The sequence below is a fragment of the Desulfosoma caldarium genome, assembly GCF_003751385.1.
GTDB lineage: Bacteria > Desulfobacterota > Syntrophobacteria > Syntrophobacterales > DSM-9756 > Desulfosoma > Desulfosoma caldarium.
The window spans coordinates 454,493-472,920 of record NZ_RJVA01000010.1; the positions used below are offsets into that span (position 1 = coordinate 454,493).

Genomic DNA, 18,428 nt, shown 5'->3' on the forward strand with positions numbered 1-18,428 from the left:
ACCTTGGGTAACCGGATGAACGCCGGACGGCGACATAGGGTTTCTATTACGCGAAGACCCTTGGTGTGCCGCCAATCCTTGTCTCGGCTGGCGCCGCTCCAACGGCTTGCCTTTTCCTACGACATCGTGGCTTAGCGGCCCCTTGCGTTAGAAAGGCGGGTGTCTTGCTTTTTGCAAGCCAGAGACTCACGCTTCCAAAAAATGCTTTCTGCTCGCTCTCGCCTGGGCGCGCAATCGCGTATCCATGCACTTGGATTCCGCTATTAAAGCTCGGACCGCGAGAACAAGGTGCCATGCATGAGAGACTTCACGTTCATGCTTTACGAGGTAATGCCATGGGCGCCTGCTTGCCAGGCAACTCTTGCTGACCGCGAAAGAAAAATTTTCCCCCCATCATGGCCCTTTCCCAAAAGCACACCTTTTAACATATTGTCTCTACTAATTTTTTATCTCGCTTTCTTCCTGGCATCGACCTTGCTCTGAGCCACTTGTGGAATGCTTGAAAAACTCAGCCCTTCGGTCCCGATGGGTTTTTGTGCGGCTCTCTAAGTTTCCTTTTGCCGGAGCCCCCCGGGGTTCGCCACGGGTTTGAGGATCAAAAGACTATTAGATGCGGCTGGATCAAAGAAGCCACCAAGAATCAAGGATCTTGACGCATTTTAAATCTAAACCTCGAAAGAGAGGACTCTCATGAAGGGACTGCCCGTCGGTCGAGCAGAGTTTGTCAGTCGCTTTCTTTCCAAGGAAAGACAAAGGCTAAGTCGTTCCATTGAGTCTTCATCTTTTGCTGCCGAAATGCAGCTACAAAAGCGGCGGATGAGCATGCCTTTATTCCACGCCGCGCAGCTCCCCTTGAAGGTGCGTCACAAACCAGCGGCCTCCCAAGAACTCCGTGGAGGGTCTTCGGTGAATGCGCGGCGCATCATCGGCGCGGATACAGCCGAAAAGCCGCATTTGGAAATCGCCGATCCTCTGTTCCTTCAGGAAATACTTGCCCTTTTTCACGTCAGGGCGGATCAAACCAAAAAGGCCGCCACTCTCACGGGCGACGAAGGCGCCTTGGCGCTTGAGGAGCTCATTAAGATGCTCGAGCAGGGCACCAGCAACGGCCTTGATAACCTCGGGGAAGAGCAGGTGAGCGCCGACGAGTTTCGAAAGCTTCTTCAAGCCCTTCGCTGGTCTGACAATAAACACAAAGCGGTACCCCATGCGGATCATCTCACCCTGAATGCCGTCTATGACCGAAACGCTCTGGTGGAAACCTTGAAAGAACTTCTGGCAGAGGCAGAAGCGCAACAGGCTGCTCTCCACAACGCTCAAGAGCAGTCCACAAGTCTTTCACCGACAAACGACCGAGGAAATTTGGTGAACGTCTTCGGTCCCGGCGGCATGGTCAATGCCACGGAAGAAGATTTCATGCCGATTTCCGAACACACACCTTTCAGCCTGTGGGGCACTTCCCAAGACTCGGAAACAACTCGTGCGTCCAATCCGGAAACCTCTCGTGAACGAGAGGCGGCCGATGGCCAGGACAAACCGCGCAGCGCAGCGCTCCATTTCAGCGACCCCAAGAGCCTCCAAAACCGCGAAGCTAATGGCCTAGAGGTTTCCCAATATGATTTCGTGGCTGCGGAAGCGATGCCGCCTGCCGCGCCGGCATGGTTCAGCGAAATCAAATCACAGGCTCCTCAGGCCTCTACTCAAAACCTCGGTTTAGCACAACACGGCTCATCGCACCCCCGAAACGCCCTTTTCAACGTCGCCAATTCGCTGAACACTGAGGTTTTTTCAGTGCCTGAAACCTTCTCCATCCCATTCAAACCGGTGCTGAGAAAGCAAGTCAACGAGCACGTTTTCGCGGCCCAGGGGTTAAGCATTAACGAAAGGTCTTCGGAAATCCTGGAAAACACGACCACTTTCCAGGGACACCAATCGACCGCCTGGCCTATCATTTCCTCTAATACCTTGGGTGAGTCGTGGAAAGATGCTTTGCAACCACTAGACATGCTTCCCGAAGAAGCGGTTCAAGACCTTTTTGAGGCAAAGCTCGTTTCCATGGGCACGGATTTCAATAGCCCGCATTCTTCAAGCGGCGACTCTCCCCCGTTTGGTAATTCTTCACAGGCTTTTCAGCAGAATTTCCCTCATTCATCGGCGCAAGGATCTTTTGGCCCGGCGGTCTTTTCACCTTTCTCGGTTCCCTCGACGGCTCTCGATCAGGCCGCCGAACCCGCGGCAACCTTATCCTTGGAACAGGCGCAGTGGCCCCTGGAATTGGCTGAAAAGCTCTCGCTTCTTTCACGCAGCGGCAAAAACTTCATGACCTTAAAATTGCAGCCCGAAAGCTTTGGTAAGATCACCGTCAGGGTCGAAACTCAAGGTACCCACGTTAGCACCCTGGTCCAAACCGAACATCCGGTGGTGCGGGAAATGTTGCAGAGCAATATAAGCTCTCTGCGGGATCTCCTGGCCGACCAAGGGTTGCAGTTGAGCCACTTTTCCGTAGATGTTCGCCACAGCAACACGCCTTTTTCTCATGAAGACAACACCCTTTGGGAGCCAAAGGCTCAATCGGCTTCCGTGACGGTTTCTTTACACGAAAAACCCGAGGAAACCCTTAACTCGCTGGATGTGCTGGACGGCGATCTCGCCGGGATTCTGAGCGTCCGTGTGTAGACAATAAAGGAGAAAGATCATGGCCGTGGCATCCGTCCCCGCCTTGACCCAAAAGGCCTTGGCCGCATCGGCCGCCAACTCGGTGGGTGGGCAAAATCTTTCGGACATGAATGCCTTTTTGATGCTGTTCACCACGCAGTTGCAGCATCAGGATCCCACCAACCCCATGGCGGCTTATGAAATGGCGGCCCAACTGGCCCAGTTCAGCACCGTGGAAAAACTCACTCAGGTGCACACTCTACTGCGAGAGCAAAAGGATTACTTGATATCCATCAATAACAGCCTGGGCGTGCAACTCCTTGGAAAAAACGTCGTGGCGCAAGACGACCAGCTTTACGTGAAAGACGGGACGGTTTCTCGAGCCGGTTTTGATTTGGAAGCTCCGGCTCGCGTGCAAGTAACTATCACCGATAGTGCCGGCAAATCGGTGCGCACTTTGTCTTTGGGATCCGTGGAGGCCGGCCGCCAGGAATTCACTTGGGATGGCAAGGACGACCAAGGCAAAGCGGTGCCTAACGGAATCTACACCTTTTCGGTGGAGGCCACGAACACGTCTGGGGAATCCATGGCCGCGCAGCCTTTGGTCAGGGGTGAGGTTTTCGGACTCGTCATGGAACAAGGGGTCAATTACGTGGTCTTGGAACACAGTGGAGGACTCCGCGTGCCGGTCAGCTTCATCACCACCATAGAAACAGCGCCGAATTCCGGGGAAACGACCCCAGAGGCGGCCACGTAAAACATGGGGGACAATTCCGTCGCTTTTTCGACGAAATCAACCATTGATTCATAAGGAGGTCTATCATGGGAATCAGTCAAGCCATGAATATCGGCGTCAGCGGGCTCAACGCCAGCGCCACTGCCTTGACGGTAGTGAGCGACAACATCGCCAACGTGAACACCACGGCCTTCAAGAGCAACAGCGTGCGCTTTGGGGATTTGGTGGCCGGGTACTACTCCACCCTGTCCCAGGACTCGGACCGTGAAGGGTCGGGCACGGCCATCATGGGCATCGTCACGGAATTTGCGCAGGGTCCTCTTATCAGCACCACGCGCTGGTCGGATGTAGCCATCAACGGCGAGGGGTTTTTCAGCGTTCAGGTACCGGGAACGACCAATGTGTATTACACGCGGGACGGCAGTTTTCACATGGACAAAGACGGGTATCTGGTCAATGAATTGGGCTATCGCGTGCTCAACCGGGACGGCAACGCCATCAAGGTAGACAATCCCAGCGACCCACGGTTCAGCAACTACTACGTGGATAGCAACGGGCAAATCTGGGGCACGCCCACCGACCCCGCTCAGGCTGTCATTTATGCAGCCAACGCCAATCAATCACCCAAGGCTTATGGAAGCGTTTATATTAAGGATCCCGTTAACAGCGACATCACCATCACGCTGAACGACGGAACGGAACTGGTCCTCACCGTTGGAGAGGACGAAACATTTCATGTGCAATTCAACACCGATACGGACGGCGACGGTGAGATGGACGCCTTTCAGGGTGCGATTAATCTTTCGGAATTTTCCTTGACCGAAACCGATTTGGACGGGGACGGCACACCGGACCTTGACGGCATCAGTCCCGATGCCGAACCAGGTTATTACACTATCACGGAAGTAGAGTCGACCCTTGCCAGCGGCGACTCCTGGTCCGAAGATAATTGGATGGCCACCTCCAACGACCCTCAGCCCGTCCTTGACGCGCAACTGCGCGTGTCCACCTTCGCCAACAACAACGGGCTGATCCGCCAAGGCAATAACCTCTTCACCCAAGGACCCGAGTCCAAGTTTCCCATTCACGGTACGGCCAACGACGGGATTCGCGGCAACATTTTCAGTTCCACCATTGAAGGATCAAACGTGGACATCGCCAAGGAAATGGTGAACATGATCACCTATCAGGCCAGTTACAACGCCAATTCCAAAACTATCACCACCTCCGCCGAACTCTTGAACACCGCCGTCAACATGGTGCGTTAGTCAATGGGGTCACATCTTGATTTATGCCATAATAGTCCCGATCACACGTGCTCGGACAGGTTGCCATGAACCTGTCCGAGAAGGCTTTTTTGTGTGGGATTTCTTGAGAACGCCAACAGGAAGCCCCCGATCGGGCGGCGTAGGCGCCGCCTAGGTCCATCTCTAGCCCTCGCCCCTCCAACCAAGCGCCTTGTATGCCAGGTGCCGCGGCCAAAGCACACCCGTTCGCAGAAAATAAGCCGCCACGCCTAAGGTGTTCCGTGGCAGGGTTCTCAAGGGACGCCAAAAGCGGGGCCTGTCGAAGACGCTTCCATCAGATCGTCAAAATTCCGACATTTGTGAGCAAGTTGCGGCGCGAATCGTAGGCGCCGCAGGGATTTAGGGCCTCGGGGTTCTTTGTACGTTCTGGCGTGCTGCTTGCTAGAGAAGGGAGTGTCGCAGCTTGGAGGCTGTACAGTCAAGGACTGCGTGCTTTAGGGTTTAAAAGATGAACAGCCAGTGAGAGGTCGCCGAATGGACATTGCAACCCTTGTGGGGATCGTCTCCGCCTTCGCTTTGGTTCTCTCCGCCATCATTATGGGCGGGGGATTGGGCATGTTCATTAACATTCCATCGATGCTGATCGTCGTGGGCGGCACCATTGGAGCAACTATGGTCAACTATCCGCTGCGGGACGTGCTCAGTGTCATCAAAGTGGTCAAGAATGTCTTTTTTACCAAGGTTTGGAGCACGCAGGAAGTGGTGGACCGCTTCGTGGAATTTGCCAACAAGTCCCGTCGTGAAGGCATTTTAGCCCTCGAATCGGAAGTTCCGAGCCTTACAGATCCCTTTCTGGTCAAAGGTTTGCAGCTCACTATTGACGGTATGGAGCCCGAGGCCATTCGGGACATTTTAGAAACGGAGATCGAGTATTTGGAAGAGCGGCACAAGTCGGGGGCAGAAATTTTGACGACCATGGCCACTTTCTTTCCGGCCATGGGCATGATCGGGACCCTCATCGGTCTTGTGCAAATGCTTAGGACCATGAGTGATCCAAGCACCATCGGGCCTTCCATGGCCGTGGCTCTGTTGACGACGTTCTACGGCGCTGTGGCCGCCAACTTGGTGTGTCTTCCTATGGCAGGAAAGCTCAAGAAGCGAAGCCAAGAGGAAGCCCTGGTGAAAGAGATGATCATCAGTGGCATTGTCAGTGTGGCCAATGGGGAAAACCCCAGAGTGATCGAACAAAAACTGCACTCTTTTGTGCCTCCCTCTGCGCGAAAGAGTCGTTTTGAGTGATGAGCCGATACCAAGGAGTGAACACCATGGCGTCTAAGAAAAAGGAAGCCGAACAGAAAAATCGGTCGACGGAATCCTCTCCAAAGAAGAAATCGCCTCTCATCAAGATTCTTGTTTTGGTCGTAGGGCTCGGTGTCTTGGGCGGGGCTGGGTTTTTCGCCTATACGAAATTTTTCGCCAAGGGTGACGCACCGGAGGTAGCTCACGCAAAGCCGGCACTCATGAAACCGGTGGTGAAGGATATGGAGACGTTTTTAGTCAATTTAGCGGATCCGGGCGGAGAACGCTACCTCAAAGTGACCATGCAGCTGAGCCTCAACAATGAAGCCGTATCCCGAGAAATCGACACCCGCATCGGGGAACTTCGCGACACCATTTTGATGCTTCTCTCAAGCAAGGAATACGATGATATTTCCAGTCTTTCTGGAAAACTCGCCCTGAAAAGGACCTTGATAAACAATCTGAACCGCATCCTCCAGCAAGGCACGGTGCAGGACATTTACTTTACCGAGTTTCTGGTGCAGTAGCGGCGGAACGGGGCCATGGAGCAAATCCTAACTCAAGACGAAGTGGATGCCCTGCTCAAGGGGCTGAGCGATGGCGAGATCGAGGCGGAAACGGCGGCGGTGCCGGACGACGATCAGAGCGGCATACGGCCGTACGATCTCACGAGTCAGGACCGCATCATTCGCGGCCGCATGCCGACCCTGGAAATCATCAACGACCGGTTCGCGCGCGCCCATCGGATTACGCTTTCCGGAGCCCTGCGCAAGGTGGTAGATATAACGGTAACCCAAAAGGAGATGATTAAATTTGGAGATTTCACGCGAACCCTTCCTGTGCCCACCAGCCTTCATGTGCTCAAGATGGAACCCTTTCGTGGGCATGTGCTACTCGTTGTGGAAAGTCGGCTAATTTTCAATTTGGTGGATTGCTTTTTCGGCGGTTCGGGCCGCAGCAGCTTCAAAATTGAAGGGCGCGATTTCACGTCCATTGAAAATCGCGTCATCAACAAAGTGGTCCGCATGGCCCTCAAGGATTTGGAACAGGCATGGAATCCGGTAACACCGGTGTCTTTTAAGTTTGTGCGTTCAGAGGTCAACCCTCAGTTCGCCACCATCGTGCCGCCCACCGAACTGGTGATTGTGGTCCACTACGAACTGGAAATGGACACGCTCATGGGTAAGATCATCTTGTGCTTGCCCTATTCGACCATCGAACCCATTCGATCCCAGCTGTCGGCCAGCTATCAAAGCGATCAGCTGGAGGTGGACTATTCCTGGACGCGGCGCTTCATTCGAAGGCTTCGAGAAATCCCTGTGCAGCTCTGCGTGCATCTGGGGTGCACGGAAATCAAAGGACAAGACCTTTTACGATTGGAAAAAGGCGACATCATTATTTTGGACCAGGATGTCAACCACCCTTTGACGGTCAGCGTGGAAAAAGTGCCAAAATACAAAGCCTATGCCGGCGTGCACAAGGGCAATCACGCCGTGAAAATCGTCGATTTCGTCACGTCAACGTACGAGTAATGGTTCGAACAAGGGAGTGCTCTAATGGCCGAGACCAACGTCGTCAAAGAATCTCCTCAGCTGGATCCCATGGACGCTCCACGGGTGTCCGCGCCGTCTGCGGGGGCGAGAGACCCCGAGGACGTGGGAAACGGAGAGGCCGCTCTCAAAAAAGACATTCGAGATCTGGAATTCATTCTGGACCTGCCCTTGGAAGTTTCCGTGGAATTGGGTCGAGCGAAAATGCTCATTCATGACCTTCTGCAACTGGGGCAAGGGTCCGTGGTGGAATTGAACAAGTTTGCCGGAGAACCCTTGGAAATTCTGGTCAACAACCGATTGGTGGCCCGGGGGGAAGCGGTGGTCGTCAACGAAAAGTTCGGCGTGCGCATAACGGACATTGTCAGCCCCATGGAGCGGGTCAAACAGCTTGGGTAATTCCATGGACTTTCCACTCCAGATCCTGAAAACCGTCGGGGCCCTCGTCCTGGTTCTCGGTCTGCTCTGGGGCGCCACTTTTGCCCTACGGCGCTGGGGACGCCCCCTTCTCAAGGGATCGGGCAAAGGATGGATTCACATTCTGGAACGCCGATACCTGGGGCCGAAACATTCCCTGGTTCTTGTGCGCATCGCAGACGAAACCCTCCTTCTTGGCATGTCCCCTCACGGACTCAATTACCTCACCACCATAGGTTTTGAAAACTCGCCGCACGAAGGCGACGTGACGACCAAGGACGACAACCCATGAGGCACAGGAAAGCTTTCTTGATGCTATTTCTTGTTGCCATCGTCTGGATGGCGACCGTTGGGTGTCCTCAGTGGGCCTGGAGTGCCGATTTTACCCTGCCGGCTTTTCGGCTGCATTGGGATGAGCCTTCGGCGCCGGACCAAGTTTCCAATGTGCTCAAGATCGTCTTTGCGCTCACCGTGGTCTCCATTGCACCATCCATTCTCCTCTTGATGACGTGTTTTACGCGCCTTGCGGTGGTCTTGTCCTTTTTGCGGACGGCTTTGGGCACGCAGCAGGCTCCGCCAAATCAAGTCATTGTGGGTCTGGCGCTTTTCTTGACCTTTTCTATCATGTGGCCCGTGTGGCAGGAAATTCATCGGGAAGCCGTGATCCCTTTGCAAAATCAGGCCATCGACGGAGACACCTTTGTGCAAAGGGCCGTCGCCCCTCTTAAAGCCTTCATGATGAAACAAACACGCCTCAAGGACTTAAAACTCTTCGTGTCCTTGACCCAACAAGAAAAACCCCAAGACCCAAATGATGTGCCCCTGGCGGCGGTGGTGCCCGCCTTCGTCATCAGCGAACTGAAAACGGCCTTTCAGATTGGCTTTTTGCTTTACATTCCTTTCCTGGTTTTAGACTTGGTGGTGGCCAGCGTCCTTCTTTCCATGGGCATGATGATGCTTCCTCCGGTCATGATTTCCCTGCCCTTTAAACTCATGCTGTTTGTGTTGGTGGACGGCTGGAATCTTTTGATCGGTTCCTTGGTCAAAAGTTTTTACTGAAGGACTTGTGCCCATGACTCAAGAATTCGTCATCGGTCTCGCTCGCCAAGCCTTGGAAACCATGTTGTTGGTGAGTTTGCCCGTTTTGCTTACCAGTCTGGTGGTGGGTGTTGTCATCAGTTTGTTCCAGGCCGTCACGCAGATTCAAGAGATGACCCTGACGTTTGTGCCCAAAATCGTCATCACCTTTCTGTCCCTGCTCGTTTTCGGGGCGTGGATGACCGGCCGCATGCTGTCCTTCACCCGCATGCTTTTGGAAAATATACCCTATTGGATTCGATAAAAGGCAAAAAACATCGAGACAGGCCCATGAAGCTTTATGATTTCTCTTTCCATTAACCTCTTGCAGATTCGCATTTTCCTGAGTGTTCTCCTGCGCTTCAGTCTGGTCTTGTTTCTTCTGCCCGTCTTTCGCACACATCAAGTGCCCACATCGGTCAAGGCCTGGTCCGTGTGGGCTCTGTCCCTGATGGCCACGCCCTTCATCGCTCCTTTTGTGCCTCCGCTTCCTTTAGAACCTCTGGCGCTTGTTGGTATGATCTTCAGCGAACTCATCTATGCCACCTTCTTTGCCCTTTCCATGAACATCATCTTCGGCGCTTATCACATGGCGGGACAAGTCATGTCCTTTCAAATGGGGTTGGGCGTGGCGGAGGTGATCGACCCGCAAACGGGGATCCGAGACGTCCTGCTCAGTCAGTGGCTGCAGATTCTGGCCACGCTCTTTTTCTTCGCCATCGATGGGCATCTGGTGGTCGTTCGCACCTTTATGGAAAGCTTTCGGGCCGTGCCCGTGGGAAGTTTTCTTCCCACCCCCAACATTCTTCAGTCCGTGCTACTTCTCTCAGGTCGCCTTTTTGTCATTGCCTTGAAAATCGCCGCCCCTATCATGGCCGCCCAGCTTGTGCTGCAAGCCGGCTTCGCCGTGGTGACCAAATTTTCACCCCAGATTCACATCCTTATGGTGAGCTTTCCCATCACTATAGGGGTTGGCATTCTCTTTGCCCTCCTTTCCCTTTCGGAATGGGCCGGCTTCACGGCAAACACCCTGACCGAACTGCTCAAGTTCTTTCGCGCCGTGGGGCTGCCCTGAAAACGTCGATGTATTGACATCGAGCGCGTCAAAACTCCTCCCTGTCCTCATGGCGAGGCAAAGGCATGGCAGGAGCCCAAGAAAGAACGGAAAAGCCCACGGGAAAGCGCCTGGCGGAAGCCCGGCGCAAGGGCAACGTGCCGAAAAGCCAGGAACTGACGGCCCTAACGGTGCTCGGTGCGGGAAGCCTAATGGCCTTTTTGCAAGTCAAAGCCTTGCCGGAGCATTTTCGAGGACTGTTGGGCAGGCTGTGGGAGCATGGGCTTTGGGGATCGAGCGACTTGAGCGCGAACGGTTCCTTGGTGGCCTGGATTTTTTTCACGTTTTTTCGCATGACGGGTCCCGTGTTCTTTTCGGTGCTGGTTGCGTCGGTGGCCGTGCATTTTGTCCAATTCAAGGGTTTTTTGTTTGCACCCGAAGCCCTGAAACCCAAACTTTCCAAACTGAATCCTCTAAACGGCTTCAAGCGATTTTTTCAGCTGCGCATGGTGGTCGAAACCGCCAAGTCGTTTTTCAAGATTCTTGTGGTGGGCAGTATGCTCTACTCGGTCATGGGGAGCGAGCAACTCTCATTCGGCGCCCTGGTGCACGTGGATCCCGTGGACATGGGGCGCGAGACAGGGCGAATTCTTTCCCGGTTCTTGTGGAAAGCCGGCGCGTTTCTTGGGGTCCTGGCGCTGTTGGATTTCTTGTATCAGCGTTGGCAGTACACCAAGGACCTCATGATGACCAAGCAGGAGGTCAAAGAAGAGTTCAAACAGGCCGAAGGAAACCCGCAAATCAAGTCTCGCATTCGATCCATTCAAAGAACCCTGGCGCGGCAACGCATGATGTCCATGGTGCCCACGGCCACAGTGGTGGTCACCAACCCGACCCACTACGCCGTTGCCCTTTTTTATCAGGAAGGACTGCAAGCTCCAAAGGTCGTCGCCAAGGGTATGAATCTTATTGCCCATACCATCGTTCGCCTTGCCCGTGAACACGGCGTTCCGGTGGTTCAGAATCCGCCTCTGGCACGCGCCTTGTATCACCAAGTGAAGCTGGATCAGGTCATTCCGGAAACCCTGTACCGGGCTGTGGCCAAAGTTCTGGCGTATGTCTATCAGCAGCGTCGCCCCACATCATAGGATGGAAGAAGGATGCCCAACACCACGTCGTCCGCCCTATCCCGTGTGCGATGGAATTTAAAAACTTTCAGTGATGCCGATGCCATTTTAGGCATTGGGGTTACGGCCGTTTTGGCGGTCATGCTTTTGCCCGTGCCCAGCCGTGTTCTCGATGTCCTCTTGGCCACCAACATCTCCTTTGGCATTCTGATCTTGCTCACCACCATTTACACAGCACGCCCCCTGGATTTCGGCATCTTTCCCTCGCTGCTGCTCATCACCACCTTGTTTCGCCTGGCTCTCAACGTGGCCAGCACCCGCCTTATTCTTCTCAAAGGCGACCAAGGAACCGACGCGGCCGGCCACATCATTCAAGCCTTTGGGCAGTTCGTGGTCGGAGGCAACTACGTCATCGGGCTCGTCATCTTTGTCATTCTGGTCATCGTGAATTTCATCGTGATCACCAAAGGCACGGAGCGCATTTCGGAGGTCGCAGCTCGATTTACTCTGGATGCCATGCCTGGAAAGCAGATGAGCATCGACGCGGATCTCAATGCGGGGCTCATTGACGAAAAGAAAGCGCGAGAACGGCGCCTGGAAATCATGAGGGAAGCGGACTTTTACGGAAGCATGGACGGCGCCAGTAAGTTTGTTCGCGGCGATGCCTTGGCCGGTATTTTGATTACCTTGATCAACATTCTCGGCGGGTTTGCCATCGGCGTGGTGCAGCGCGACCTGGAACTGGCGGAGGCGCTCAAGATTTATACCCTTCTGACCGTGGGTGACGGGCTGGTGTCCCAGATCCCTGCCTTGATCATTTCCACGGCAGCGGGCGTGCTGGTGAGTCGCGCCGAATTGGATCAGGGCATGGGTGAAGCCTTTAAGAGTCAGCTGGCTATGAGTCCCAAACCTCTCGGAATCACCGGAGCCATGCTGTGCGCCTTGGCCTTGGTCCCCGGTTTTCCTTTTGTGCCTTTGGTCCTCGTGGGTGGAGGTCTTTTGGGTTTGTCCTATCAAAAGGCACAACAGCGCCAGGCCAAAGCCCGCCAGGCCCAGCAGGTGGAAGCGGAAAAGAAAAAGGAGGACAAGACCGCCTCGGCCCTGCCACCCCCTCTTGACCTTCTGGAACTGGAGGTGGGCTACGGACTGATTCCTCTGGTGGACGGTGAACACCCATCCGACCTTCTCGGCCGCATTCGCTCCATTCGTCAGCAACTGGCCCTAGAATACGGGATCGTGGTGCCGTCTCTGCATGTGCGGGACAATCTGCAGCTCAAACCTTCCGAATACCGCCTTTTGCTCAAAGGAAACCCCATCGCTCGCGCCGAACTCATGTTGGGCCATCATCTGGCGTTACCTACATCCGACCGTCAGCTATCCGTGGACGGCATTCCAACCAAAGACCCAGCCTTTGGCCTGCCGGCCCTTTGGGTGCCTGATCGAAACAAGGAAGAGGCGGTGCGCGCAGGCTACACGCTCGTCGACCTTTCCACCGTGGTGGCCACCCATTTGACGGAACTGTTCAAGAAACACGCCCATGAGTTTCTCACCCGTCAAACCGTGCAAAAGCTCCTGGACATGCTGGCCCAGTCCCAGCCCAAGCTCGTTGAGGAATTGACCCCCAATCCCCTGCCCCTGGGCGTGATTCAGAAAGTGCTTCAGAACCTGGTTCGGGAAAGAGTCTCCATTCGCGACCTGCAGACCATCTGTGAAACCCTTGCCGACCATGGGCCGATGACCAAGGATCCCGACATTCTCACCGAATACGTGCGCCAGGCTTTGGCTCGCACCATCACTCGACCTTATGAAAAAGAGGACGGAAAACTCTATGTCCTGACCGTGCATCCACAACTGGAAGAAAAGCTAGCGCAGAGCGTGCAAAAAACCGAGCACGGATCCTATCTGGCCATCGACCCTGAACTGCTAAACAAGATCATTCAGTCTACCACCACGGAAGTGCAACGGATCGCCAATGCCGGCCATCACCCCGTAATTCTGACCTCTCCCATGGTGCGCCGACACCTCAAGAAGATTTTGGAACGCTTCTTGCCTGAAGTGGTGGTGATCAGCCACAGCGAATTGAGCAATCTGTCGGAGATTCAGTCCATCGGCATGATTCGAGGCGCCCATGCAGGTTAAAACCTTTGTTGCTCCAACCATGCAAGAGGCCTTGGATCTGGTCCGCAAAGATCTGGGATCCGATGCCATCCTTTTGGGTAACCGAAAGGTCAAGGATACGGACGGCAAGCCGTGTATCGAGATCACCGCTGCCGTGGATCGGGCCAGCCCGGGAACGGACAAGGAACCGCCCCTTTTGAGAGAACACACCGCGGCACACCCTCAAGACCCCGTTCTGCAAGAACAGTTGGAAGACATTCGGGCACTGCTATCCCTGCTCCTTTCGGGCAAGGACACCTTTATGCGCCTTCAAAGCCATGAGGCGGTCGCCGAACTCTTTCAGCACCTTCTGATTCGAGGACTTAACGAAAAAACCGCCTTTGCCATCCTTCAAAACATTCTTTCCCGCTTTGCCAACGAGACGCCTTCCAAAAGTCAACTTTTGGACGCTTTCTCCCGTCAGGTTGCTGACAGAGTGCGTGTCGTGGATCCCTTTGCCGGGGTGGAGGAAGGGCTTCAGGGCGCGACCATGTATGTTTTTCTCGGACCCACGGGCGTCGGCAAAACCACGACGTTGGCCAAGGTGGCGGCGTATCTCAAGGTGAAGCGCAAGCTCTCCATCGGGCTCATTTCCTTGGACACGTACCGCATTGGGGCCTTGGATCAGCTGAAGACCTATGCGGACATCCTGGATGTACCCCTCAAGGTAGCTCACACCCGCCTGGATTTGGTTTCGGCCCGAGAGGCTCTGAAGGAAAACCCGGTGGTGCTCGTGGACACCACCGGACGCAATTACCTCAATGGTCGCGCCATAGAGCATCTTCAGGGCATTTTTCGTGATCTGGAGGGCCTGTATCCTTTTTTGGTCTTGAGTGCCACCGCCAAGGATGAGGACGTGCGGCACGTGATGCAGCGGTTTCGGCCGTTGGCTCCGCAGAGTCTCATTTTCACCAAGATTGATGAAACATTAACTCCGGGAACCATTGTTAACCCGCTGCTGCGTTTTCCGTACCCCGTGTCCTACTTGGGTGTGGGCCAAAGAGTTCCCGAGGACTTGGTGAGAGCAACGCACGAGCGCATGGTGGGTTTCTTTTTTCCGCGCGGCCAGTGGAAAAGTTGAGGAGAAAGGGAGGTTATGGATCAAGCTCTTGGACTTCGCAAGAAAACCTCATCTCGTGATCCATGGAACGACACTCGCCCTTTGAATGCCCCGTTTGAGAAGACCGTGGTGCGAACCCTTTCGGTGAGCAGCGGCAAAGGGGGTGTGGGCAAGAGCAATGTGGTGGTGAACCTGGCTGTGGCTTTGGATCGGTTGGGCCGGCGCGTGATGATTTTGGACGCCGATTTGGGTTTGGCCAACGTGGACGTCCTCTTGGGACTCACCCCCACCTACAACATCAGCCATGTCTTGGACGGCACGCATCGCCTGGACGACGTGCTCGTCTCGGGCCCCGGAAACATTCGCATCATGCCAGCCAGCTCTGGCGTGCAGCACCTCACTCAGCTCACGCAGGAACAGAAAATTCTTTTCGTGGATCTTCTCGACGATCTGGAAACCGATGTGGACATTCTTCTCATCGATACCGGCGCGGGCATTGCAGATACGGTGCTATATTTCAATATGGCGGCTCAAGAAAAAATCGTGGTGGTGACTCCCGAGCCCACGTCTCTCACGGACGCCTATGCCTTTATCAAGGTCATGTTCACGCGGCATGGCGAACGCTCCTTTCGCATCCTCACCAACGCCGTGGCAGACGAAAAGGAAGGTCGTGCCGTCTTTCGTAAGCTCAGCCGCGTCGCCGATCATTTTCTTGACGGAATCTCCTTGGACTACCTGGGGTGGATTCCTCGGGATCCCAGTGTCCCCGAGGCGGTACGACAACAGAAAGCGCTCTTGGAGGTTTTTCCCGGAGCTCCCGCATCTCGCGCCTTCATGGATATTGCGGGGCGCCTTAACCGCGAAGCCCCAACAATGCCCAAGGGAACCATACAATTCTTTTGGAAGCGACTTTTGAAGGTGTAAGAGCCGGAGATTATCATGACTCCTATTTCCTCACCGATCCCCTCACCGCACGCCGAGCGGGCCGACGGCGTGCCGCAAGGATGTGCCTGTCGAGACGAGGCCATGATCCGATACTACCCCCTCGTGCGCCACATGGCCTATCGCCTGGCGGCTCGGCTTCCAAGCACCATCAGCATAGACGATCTGTGCGCTGCAGGCGTGATCGGCCTCATGGACGCCATAGAGAAATATGACCCCAACCATTCCGTCTCCTTTGATAATTACGCCAAGATTCGCATCCGCGGGGCCATGTTGGACGAAATTCGTGCCATGGACTGGATTCCGCGATCGCTGCGCCAGAAGGCCTCGGGGCTGGAAAAAGTGTGCGCCGCTCTGGAAAAAAAACTGGGCCGCTTTCCGGAAGATGAAGAAATCGCCAAGGAAATTGGTCTGGACCTTGAGGCGTACTTTGAGCTGCTGGACAGCCTGAAGGGGATCTCCTTCATTCCCGAGGATCTCAACGAGTACATTCAGGAAAACCGAGAAGCGGCCCATCTGGCCACAGACCCTGACGAAATTTTTCGGCGCGTTCACAAAAGCGAACTGCAGCGCCTTCTGGCCCAGTGCATTGAAACCCTGAGCGAAAAGGAAAAACTGGTTCTCTCCCTGTATTACTTTGAGGATCTGACGATGAAAGAAGTGGGCGCCATCATGGGGTACACAGAATCGCGTATTTCACAGATTCATACCAAAGCGGTGCTCAAGCTGCGCCTGCGGCTGGCCAAATATCTCAGTACGGACGATCTCCCTGACGGGGTCTTTTCTCTGAGGAAGCACGAAACCGAATCCAATAGTCGACGCAGGACAAAGAAAAAATAGCAAAGGAGTCCTTCATGGGGGACGTGCACGCAAGACCCTCGCCCGCACCTAAAACAAAAAGCCGCTCCACAGGGCAAGATAACGTCTTTTTGGTGCAAGACACCAACATCGATTTGGCCACTCTCTTTTCCAATATCGACAAGAAACCGGCCGAGCAGGAAGAGTCTACCCCCTCCCCGAGCTTTTCCAGCCCTAAGGTTCAGCCCCCTGAGGCAAATGAGGTCTCGGCGCCCGTTGAAGAAAAAGCTGCCCCAAACAAGGCTCTGCGGAAGCGCGTGGCCGTCATTGGAACCCTAATGAGCCTTGGCATCATGGCGGCCGGCGCCGCGCTCGTCCCCAGAATCCTTGAGCAGGCGCCGCCACAACCTGTTCCGAAAAACTCGGCGGTGGTGCGGCAGGCCATTGCCGTACCAAAGGCCGTCGAACACCTTGAGGTCTTTTTCATGGCCCAATCCAAAGAAAAGGCAGAGCTCCTGTGCATGAACCTGGCCGTGCACGCCAACCGGCCCAACGCCGAAGCCATCTTGTCCGAACTGGGGGTGGCTGTGCGGGACGCCGTATACAACTTTCTGTCGCAGCAGCGCCCGGAAAAGAACGTCCGACGCTTCTGGTCCCCCATCGTGGAAAAAAAACTTCTTGCGGAATTGCAGCAGCGGTTTCCTCAGGCAGGTATAGTTACCGTGGAATTGGAAGACATTCAGCGAATCTAAACTCTTCGACCATTCAAGGCATGGTTTATGTGGACTTGGCTGCAACACAGCGACTGGAACACCCTTGTGCAGCTGCTCTTGGACGCGATCCTTTTGTTCGTGGTTTTGAATCTGCTGCGGCATCGACGGCCCCAAAGCCCTCGATCATCTTTGCCACACGGTCAGGTGATCGAATCCTTTGAACGCATTCTTGCCGAAACCAAAACCTTGAGCGAGGAATTCGATCGAAACCTTCGAGAGCGCGGTCGGTTGATTCAAAACGTACTGGAAGCCTTAGACGCTAAGCTGTCGGAGGCTCGAGCCATTCTGAAAAAGCTCAGTGAGCTCGAAGGCGCCGTCCCTCCGTCGGCTTCCACCCCCAAACCCGATTCGTCCTCCAAGACTGGGATAGAAAAGATTCTTCAGCTTGCCAAAGCAGGCCAGTCCCCGCAAGAGATTGCAGCCCGCGTCCATCGCCCCCTTGGCGAAGTGGAACTAATTCTCGGTCTTCACAAACTGCAACAAAAAAATTCCCATTAACTGCCCATCGCACGTCAAAAACCTCGAAAGCGGGGCAAAGCCCAAAGCCCCAACCGGCAAATGCGACCCTCTGGGCGCATTGAGAGCATTGTGCCGAACGGCACTTCTTTAGCTGGGTTCGAAAAAGCCCAGGCCAAAGCCGTTCCCAAGCCGCTGCCTATCCTCACCCACCAAGACGCACTCGAAAGCTGCGGTGAAAACCGCAAGACTTTGTCTTACGCAAGGCCGTCCCCTACATCGGCCGCTGCCCGCATGACCGCAAACTTTTTCGATCCACGACGACGATCGCGGACCAAAAAGCGCACCGACTTGGCACCTGGGTTGCTAATTCCGTTCCGTGAAAGGAGGATAAAGCCCATGCGACTCAGTCCCTACACATCGGTTCTTGGAGCGATTCAGCAGGAAAAACGCATGGAGGTCATCGCCAATAATTTGGCAAACGGGGCCACACCAGGCTATCGCAGGGTGGGGACGAAATTTACAAATTTTATGGAACTTGAAACCTACATGCACACAACTCAAGGACCCGTGCGTCGCACGGGTAATCCCTTGGACGTGGCCATCAACGGTCAAGGCTATTTTCGTATCCAAACGGATCGAGGGGAACGCTACACACGCGCCGGAAATTTCACGATTGACGCCCAAGGCCGTTTGGTCACTCCGGAAGGTTGGCCCGTTCTAGGCCAAGGTGGCATCATTCAGCTGGAAAGTTCGAATGTGCGTATCGACTCCTCGGGTCAAGTCTTTGACGGGGACAATGCAGTGGACACCCTGGACGTGGTGGACTTCGGGGCGAATGTGCGCCTGGTGCACGATGAACGGAATCTGCTCATGCCCTCGGATCCCAATGCCTTTCCCATGCCGGCGCAGAACTACACGCTAGAACAGGGGGCCTTGGAAGGGGCAAATTTTTCCGCCGTCCAGGAAATGACATCCATGATTGAGACCTTGCGCATTTTTGAAGCATGTCAAAAGGTCATGAAGATTTCTCACGATCAAGACCAACAATTGATCAACCAGTTGGCCAAATCCTAAAGG

19 protein-coding genes and 1 pseudogene are annotated in these 18,428 nt (G+C 54.6%); 19 read left to right on the top strand and 1 reads right to left on the bottom strand.

Translation table 11 applies throughout. From position 1 onward, the window contains the following. Positions 1-828: 828 nt before the first annotated feature. Complete coding sequence (locus EDC27_RS15940) at positions 829-1,320, bottom strand: hypothetical protein (RefSeq protein ID WP_170161611.1); 492 nt, start codon at positions 1,318-1,320, stop codon at positions 829-831. A 303-nt stretch (positions 1,321-1,623) separates the two neighbouring features. On the opposite strand from EDC27_RS15940, the gene EDC27_RS15945 reads away from it, so the two are divergent. The 19 genes and pseudogenes from EDC27_RS15945 to EDC27_RS05435 all read left to right on the top strand — a co-directional run bounded on the left by EDC27_RS15945 (position 1,624) and on the right by EDC27_RS05435 (position 18,425). Then, positions 1,624-2,676: a flagellar hook-length control protein FliK gene (locus EDC27_RS15945; RefSeq protein ID WP_170161612.1), complete on the top strand. Its 1,053-nt coding sequence runs from the start codon at positions 1,624-1,626 to the stop codon at positions 2,674-2,676. Between the two features lie 19 nt (positions 2,677-2,695). Further along, positions 2,696-3,412, top strand: coding sequence for a flagellar hook assembly protein FlgD (locus EDC27_RS05350; RefSeq protein WP_123289562.1), 717 nt, complete (start codon positions 2,696-2,698; stop codon positions 3,410-3,412). A gap of 65 nt (positions 3,413-3,477) precedes the next feature. After that, on the top strand, positions 3,478-4,659 hold the full coding sequence (locus tag EDC27_RS05355) for a flagellar hook-basal body complex protein (protein WP_123289563.1): 1,182 nt from the start codon (positions 3,478-3,480) through the stop codon (positions 4,657-4,659). A 513-nt stretch (positions 4,660-5,172) separates the two neighbouring features. Next, on the top strand, positions 5,173-5,937 hold the full coding sequence (locus EDC27_RS05360) for a flagellar motor protein (RefSeq protein ID WP_123289564.1): 765 nt from the start codon (positions 5,173-5,175) through the stop codon (positions 5,935-5,937). Between the two features lie 26 nt (positions 5,938-5,963). Beyond that, positions 5,964-6,464: a flagellar basal body-associated FliL family protein gene (locus EDC27_RS05365; RefSeq protein WP_170161613.1), complete on the top strand. Its 501-nt coding sequence runs from the start codon at positions 5,964-5,966 to the stop codon at positions 6,462-6,464. A gap of 15 nt (positions 6,465-6,479) precedes the next feature. Further along, positions 6,480-7,469, top strand: a complete 990-nt coding sequence (fliM, locus tag EDC27_RS05370) for a flagellar motor switch protein FliM (RefSeq protein ID WP_123289566.1) — start codon at positions 6,480-6,482, stop codon at positions 7,467-7,469. Between the two features lie 159 nt (positions 7,470-7,628). Then, positions 7,629-7,886, top strand: a pseudogene (gene fliN / locus EDC27_RS05375) (flagellar motor switch protein FliN); the annotation flags it as partial. A 4-nt stretch (positions 7,887-7,890) separates the two neighbouring features. Beyond that, positions 7,891-8,196, top strand: a complete 306-nt coding sequence (gene fliO / locus EDC27_RS05380) for a flagellar biosynthetic protein FliO (protein ID WP_123289568.1) — start codon at positions 7,891-7,893, stop codon at positions 8,194-8,196. Further along, complete coding sequence (gene fliP, locus EDC27_RS05385; RefSeq protein WP_123289569.1) at positions 8,193-8,963, top strand: flagellar type III secretion system pore protein FliP; 771 nt, start codon at positions 8,193-8,195, stop codon at positions 8,961-8,963. Before fliO ends, fliP begins: the two co-directional genes overlap by 4 nt. A gap of 13 nt (positions 8,964-8,976) precedes the next feature. Beyond that, entirely contained in the window at positions 8,977-9,246 is a 270-nt protein-coding gene (fliQ, locus tag EDC27_RS05390) for a flagellar biosynthesis protein FliQ (protein ID WP_123289570.1), read from the top strand. Positions 9,247-9,282: 36 nt separating this feature from the next. Then, positions 9,283-10,056 carry a flagellar biosynthetic protein FliR gene (gene fliR / locus EDC27_RS05395; RefSeq protein ID WP_123289571.1) on the top strand — a complete coding sequence of 258 codons (774 nt, stop codon included), beginning with the start codon at positions 9,283-9,285 and terminating at the stop codon, positions 10,054-10,056. 65 nt (positions 10,057-10,121) lie between these two features. Further along, the gene (gene flhB / locus EDC27_RS05400) at positions 10,122-11,183 is read left to right on the top strand and encodes a flagellar biosynthesis protein FlhB (RefSeq protein WP_123289572.1); all 1,062 of its coding nucleotides are present in this window, start codon (positions 10,122-10,124) and stop codon (positions 11,181-11,183) included. A gap of 12 nt (positions 11,184-11,195) precedes the next feature. Then, complete coding sequence (gene flhA, locus EDC27_RS05405; RefSeq protein WP_123289573.1) at positions 11,196-13,301, top strand: flagellar biosynthesis protein FlhA; 2,106 nt, start codon at positions 11,196-11,198, stop codon at positions 13,299-13,301. Continuing rightward, complete coding sequence (gene flhF / locus EDC27_RS05410) at positions 13,291-14,400, top strand: flagellar biosynthesis protein FlhF (RefSeq protein ID WP_123289574.1); 1,110 nt, start codon at positions 13,291-13,293, stop codon at positions 14,398-14,400. Before flhA ends, flhF begins: the two co-directional genes overlap by 11 nt. 15 nt (positions 14,401-14,415) lie before the next feature. Then, a complete protein-coding gene (locus EDC27_RS05415) occupies positions 14,416-15,303 on the top strand; it encodes a MinD/ParA family protein (protein ID WP_123289575.1) in 888 nt (295 codons plus the stop codon). 15 nt (positions 15,304-15,318) lie between these two features. Next, positions 15,319-16,161, top strand: coding sequence for a FliA/WhiG family RNA polymerase sigma factor (locus EDC27_RS05420; protein WP_123289576.1), 843 nt, complete (start codon positions 15,319-15,321; stop codon positions 16,159-16,161). A 14-nt stretch (positions 16,162-16,175) separates the two neighbouring features. Beyond that, the gene (locus EDC27_RS05425) at positions 16,176-16,871 is read left to right on the top strand and encodes a hypothetical protein (protein WP_123289577.1); all 696 of its coding nucleotides are present in this window, start codon (positions 16,176-16,178) and stop codon (positions 16,869-16,871) included. Positions 16,872-16,898: 27 nt separating this feature from the next. Further along, positions 16,899-17,390 carry a hypothetical protein gene (locus EDC27_RS05430; RefSeq protein ID WP_123289578.1) on the top strand — a complete coding sequence of 164 codons (492 nt, stop codon included), beginning with the start codon at positions 16,899-16,901 and terminating at the stop codon, positions 17,388-17,390. A gap of 357 nt (positions 17,391-17,747) precedes the next feature. Next, positions 17,748-18,425, top strand: coding sequence for a flagellar hook-basal body protein (locus tag EDC27_RS05435; protein ID WP_170161614.1), 678 nt, complete (start codon positions 17,748-17,750; stop codon positions 18,423-18,425). The last annotated feature ends 3 nt before the right edge of the window (positions 18,426-18,428 follow it).

Coding starts and splice junctions, on each gene's coding strand:
- EDC27_RS05365 (WP_170161613.1), top strand. CDS start 5,964: ATGGCGTCTAAGAAAAAGGAAGCCGAACAGAAAAATCGGTCGACGGAA.
- EDC27_RS05430 (WP_123289578.1), top strand. CDS start 16,899: ATGTGGACTTGGCTGCAACACAGCGACTGGAACACCCTTGTGCAGCTG.
- EDC27_RS05350 (WP_123289562.1), top strand. CDS start 2,696: ATGGCCGTGGCATCCGTCCCCGCCTTGACCCAAAAGGCCTTGGCCGCA.
- EDC27_RS05420 (WP_123289576.1), top strand. CDS start 15,319: ATGACTCCTATTTCCTCACCGATCCCCTCACCGCACGCCGAGCGGGCC.
- fliO (WP_123289568.1), top strand. CDS start 7,891: ATGGACTTTCCACTCCAGATCCTGAAAACCGTCGGGGCCCTCGTCCTG.
- EDC27_RS05360 (WP_123289564.1), top strand. CDS start 5,173: ATGGACATTGCAACCCTTGTGGGGATCGTCTCCGCCTTCGCTTTGGTT.
- EDC27_RS05425 (WP_123289577.1), top strand. CDS start 16,176: ATGGGGGACGTGCACGCAAGACCCTCGCCCGCACCTAAAACAAAAAGC.
- EDC27_RS05415 (WP_123289575.1), top strand. CDS start 14,416: ATGGATCAAGCTCTTGGACTTCGCAAGAAAACCTCATCTCGTGATCCA.
- EDC27_RS05435 (WP_170161614.1), top strand. CDS start 17,748: ATGCGACTCAGTCCCTACACATCGGTTCTTGGAGCGATTCAGCAGGAA.
- flhF (WP_123289574.1), top strand. CDS start 13,291: ATGCAGGTTAAAACCTTTGTTGCTCCAACCATGCAAGAGGCCTTGGAT.
- fliM (WP_123289566.1), top strand. CDS start 6,480: ATGGAGCAAATCCTAACTCAAGACGAAGTGGATGCCCTGCTCAAGGGG.
- flhA (WP_123289573.1), top strand. CDS start 11,196: ATGCCCAACACCACGTCGTCCGCCCTATCCCGTGTGCGATGGAATTTA.
- fliQ (WP_123289570.1), top strand. CDS start 8,977: ATGACTCAAGAATTCGTCATCGGTCTCGCTCGCCAAGCCTTGGAAACC.
- fliP (WP_123289569.1), top strand. CDS start 8,193: ATGAGGCACAGGAAAGCTTTCTTGATGCTATTTCTTGTTGCCATCGTC.
- fliR (WP_123289571.1), top strand. CDS start 9,283: ATGATTTCTCTTTCCATTAACCTCTTGCAGATTCGCATTTTCCTGAGT.
- flhB (WP_123289572.1), top strand. CDS start 10,122: ATGGCAGGAGCCCAAGAAAGAACGGAAAAGCCCACGGGAAAGCGCCTG.
- EDC27_RS05355 (WP_123289563.1), top strand. CDS start 3,478: ATGGGAATCAGTCAAGCCATGAATATCGGCGTCAGCGGGCTCAACGCC.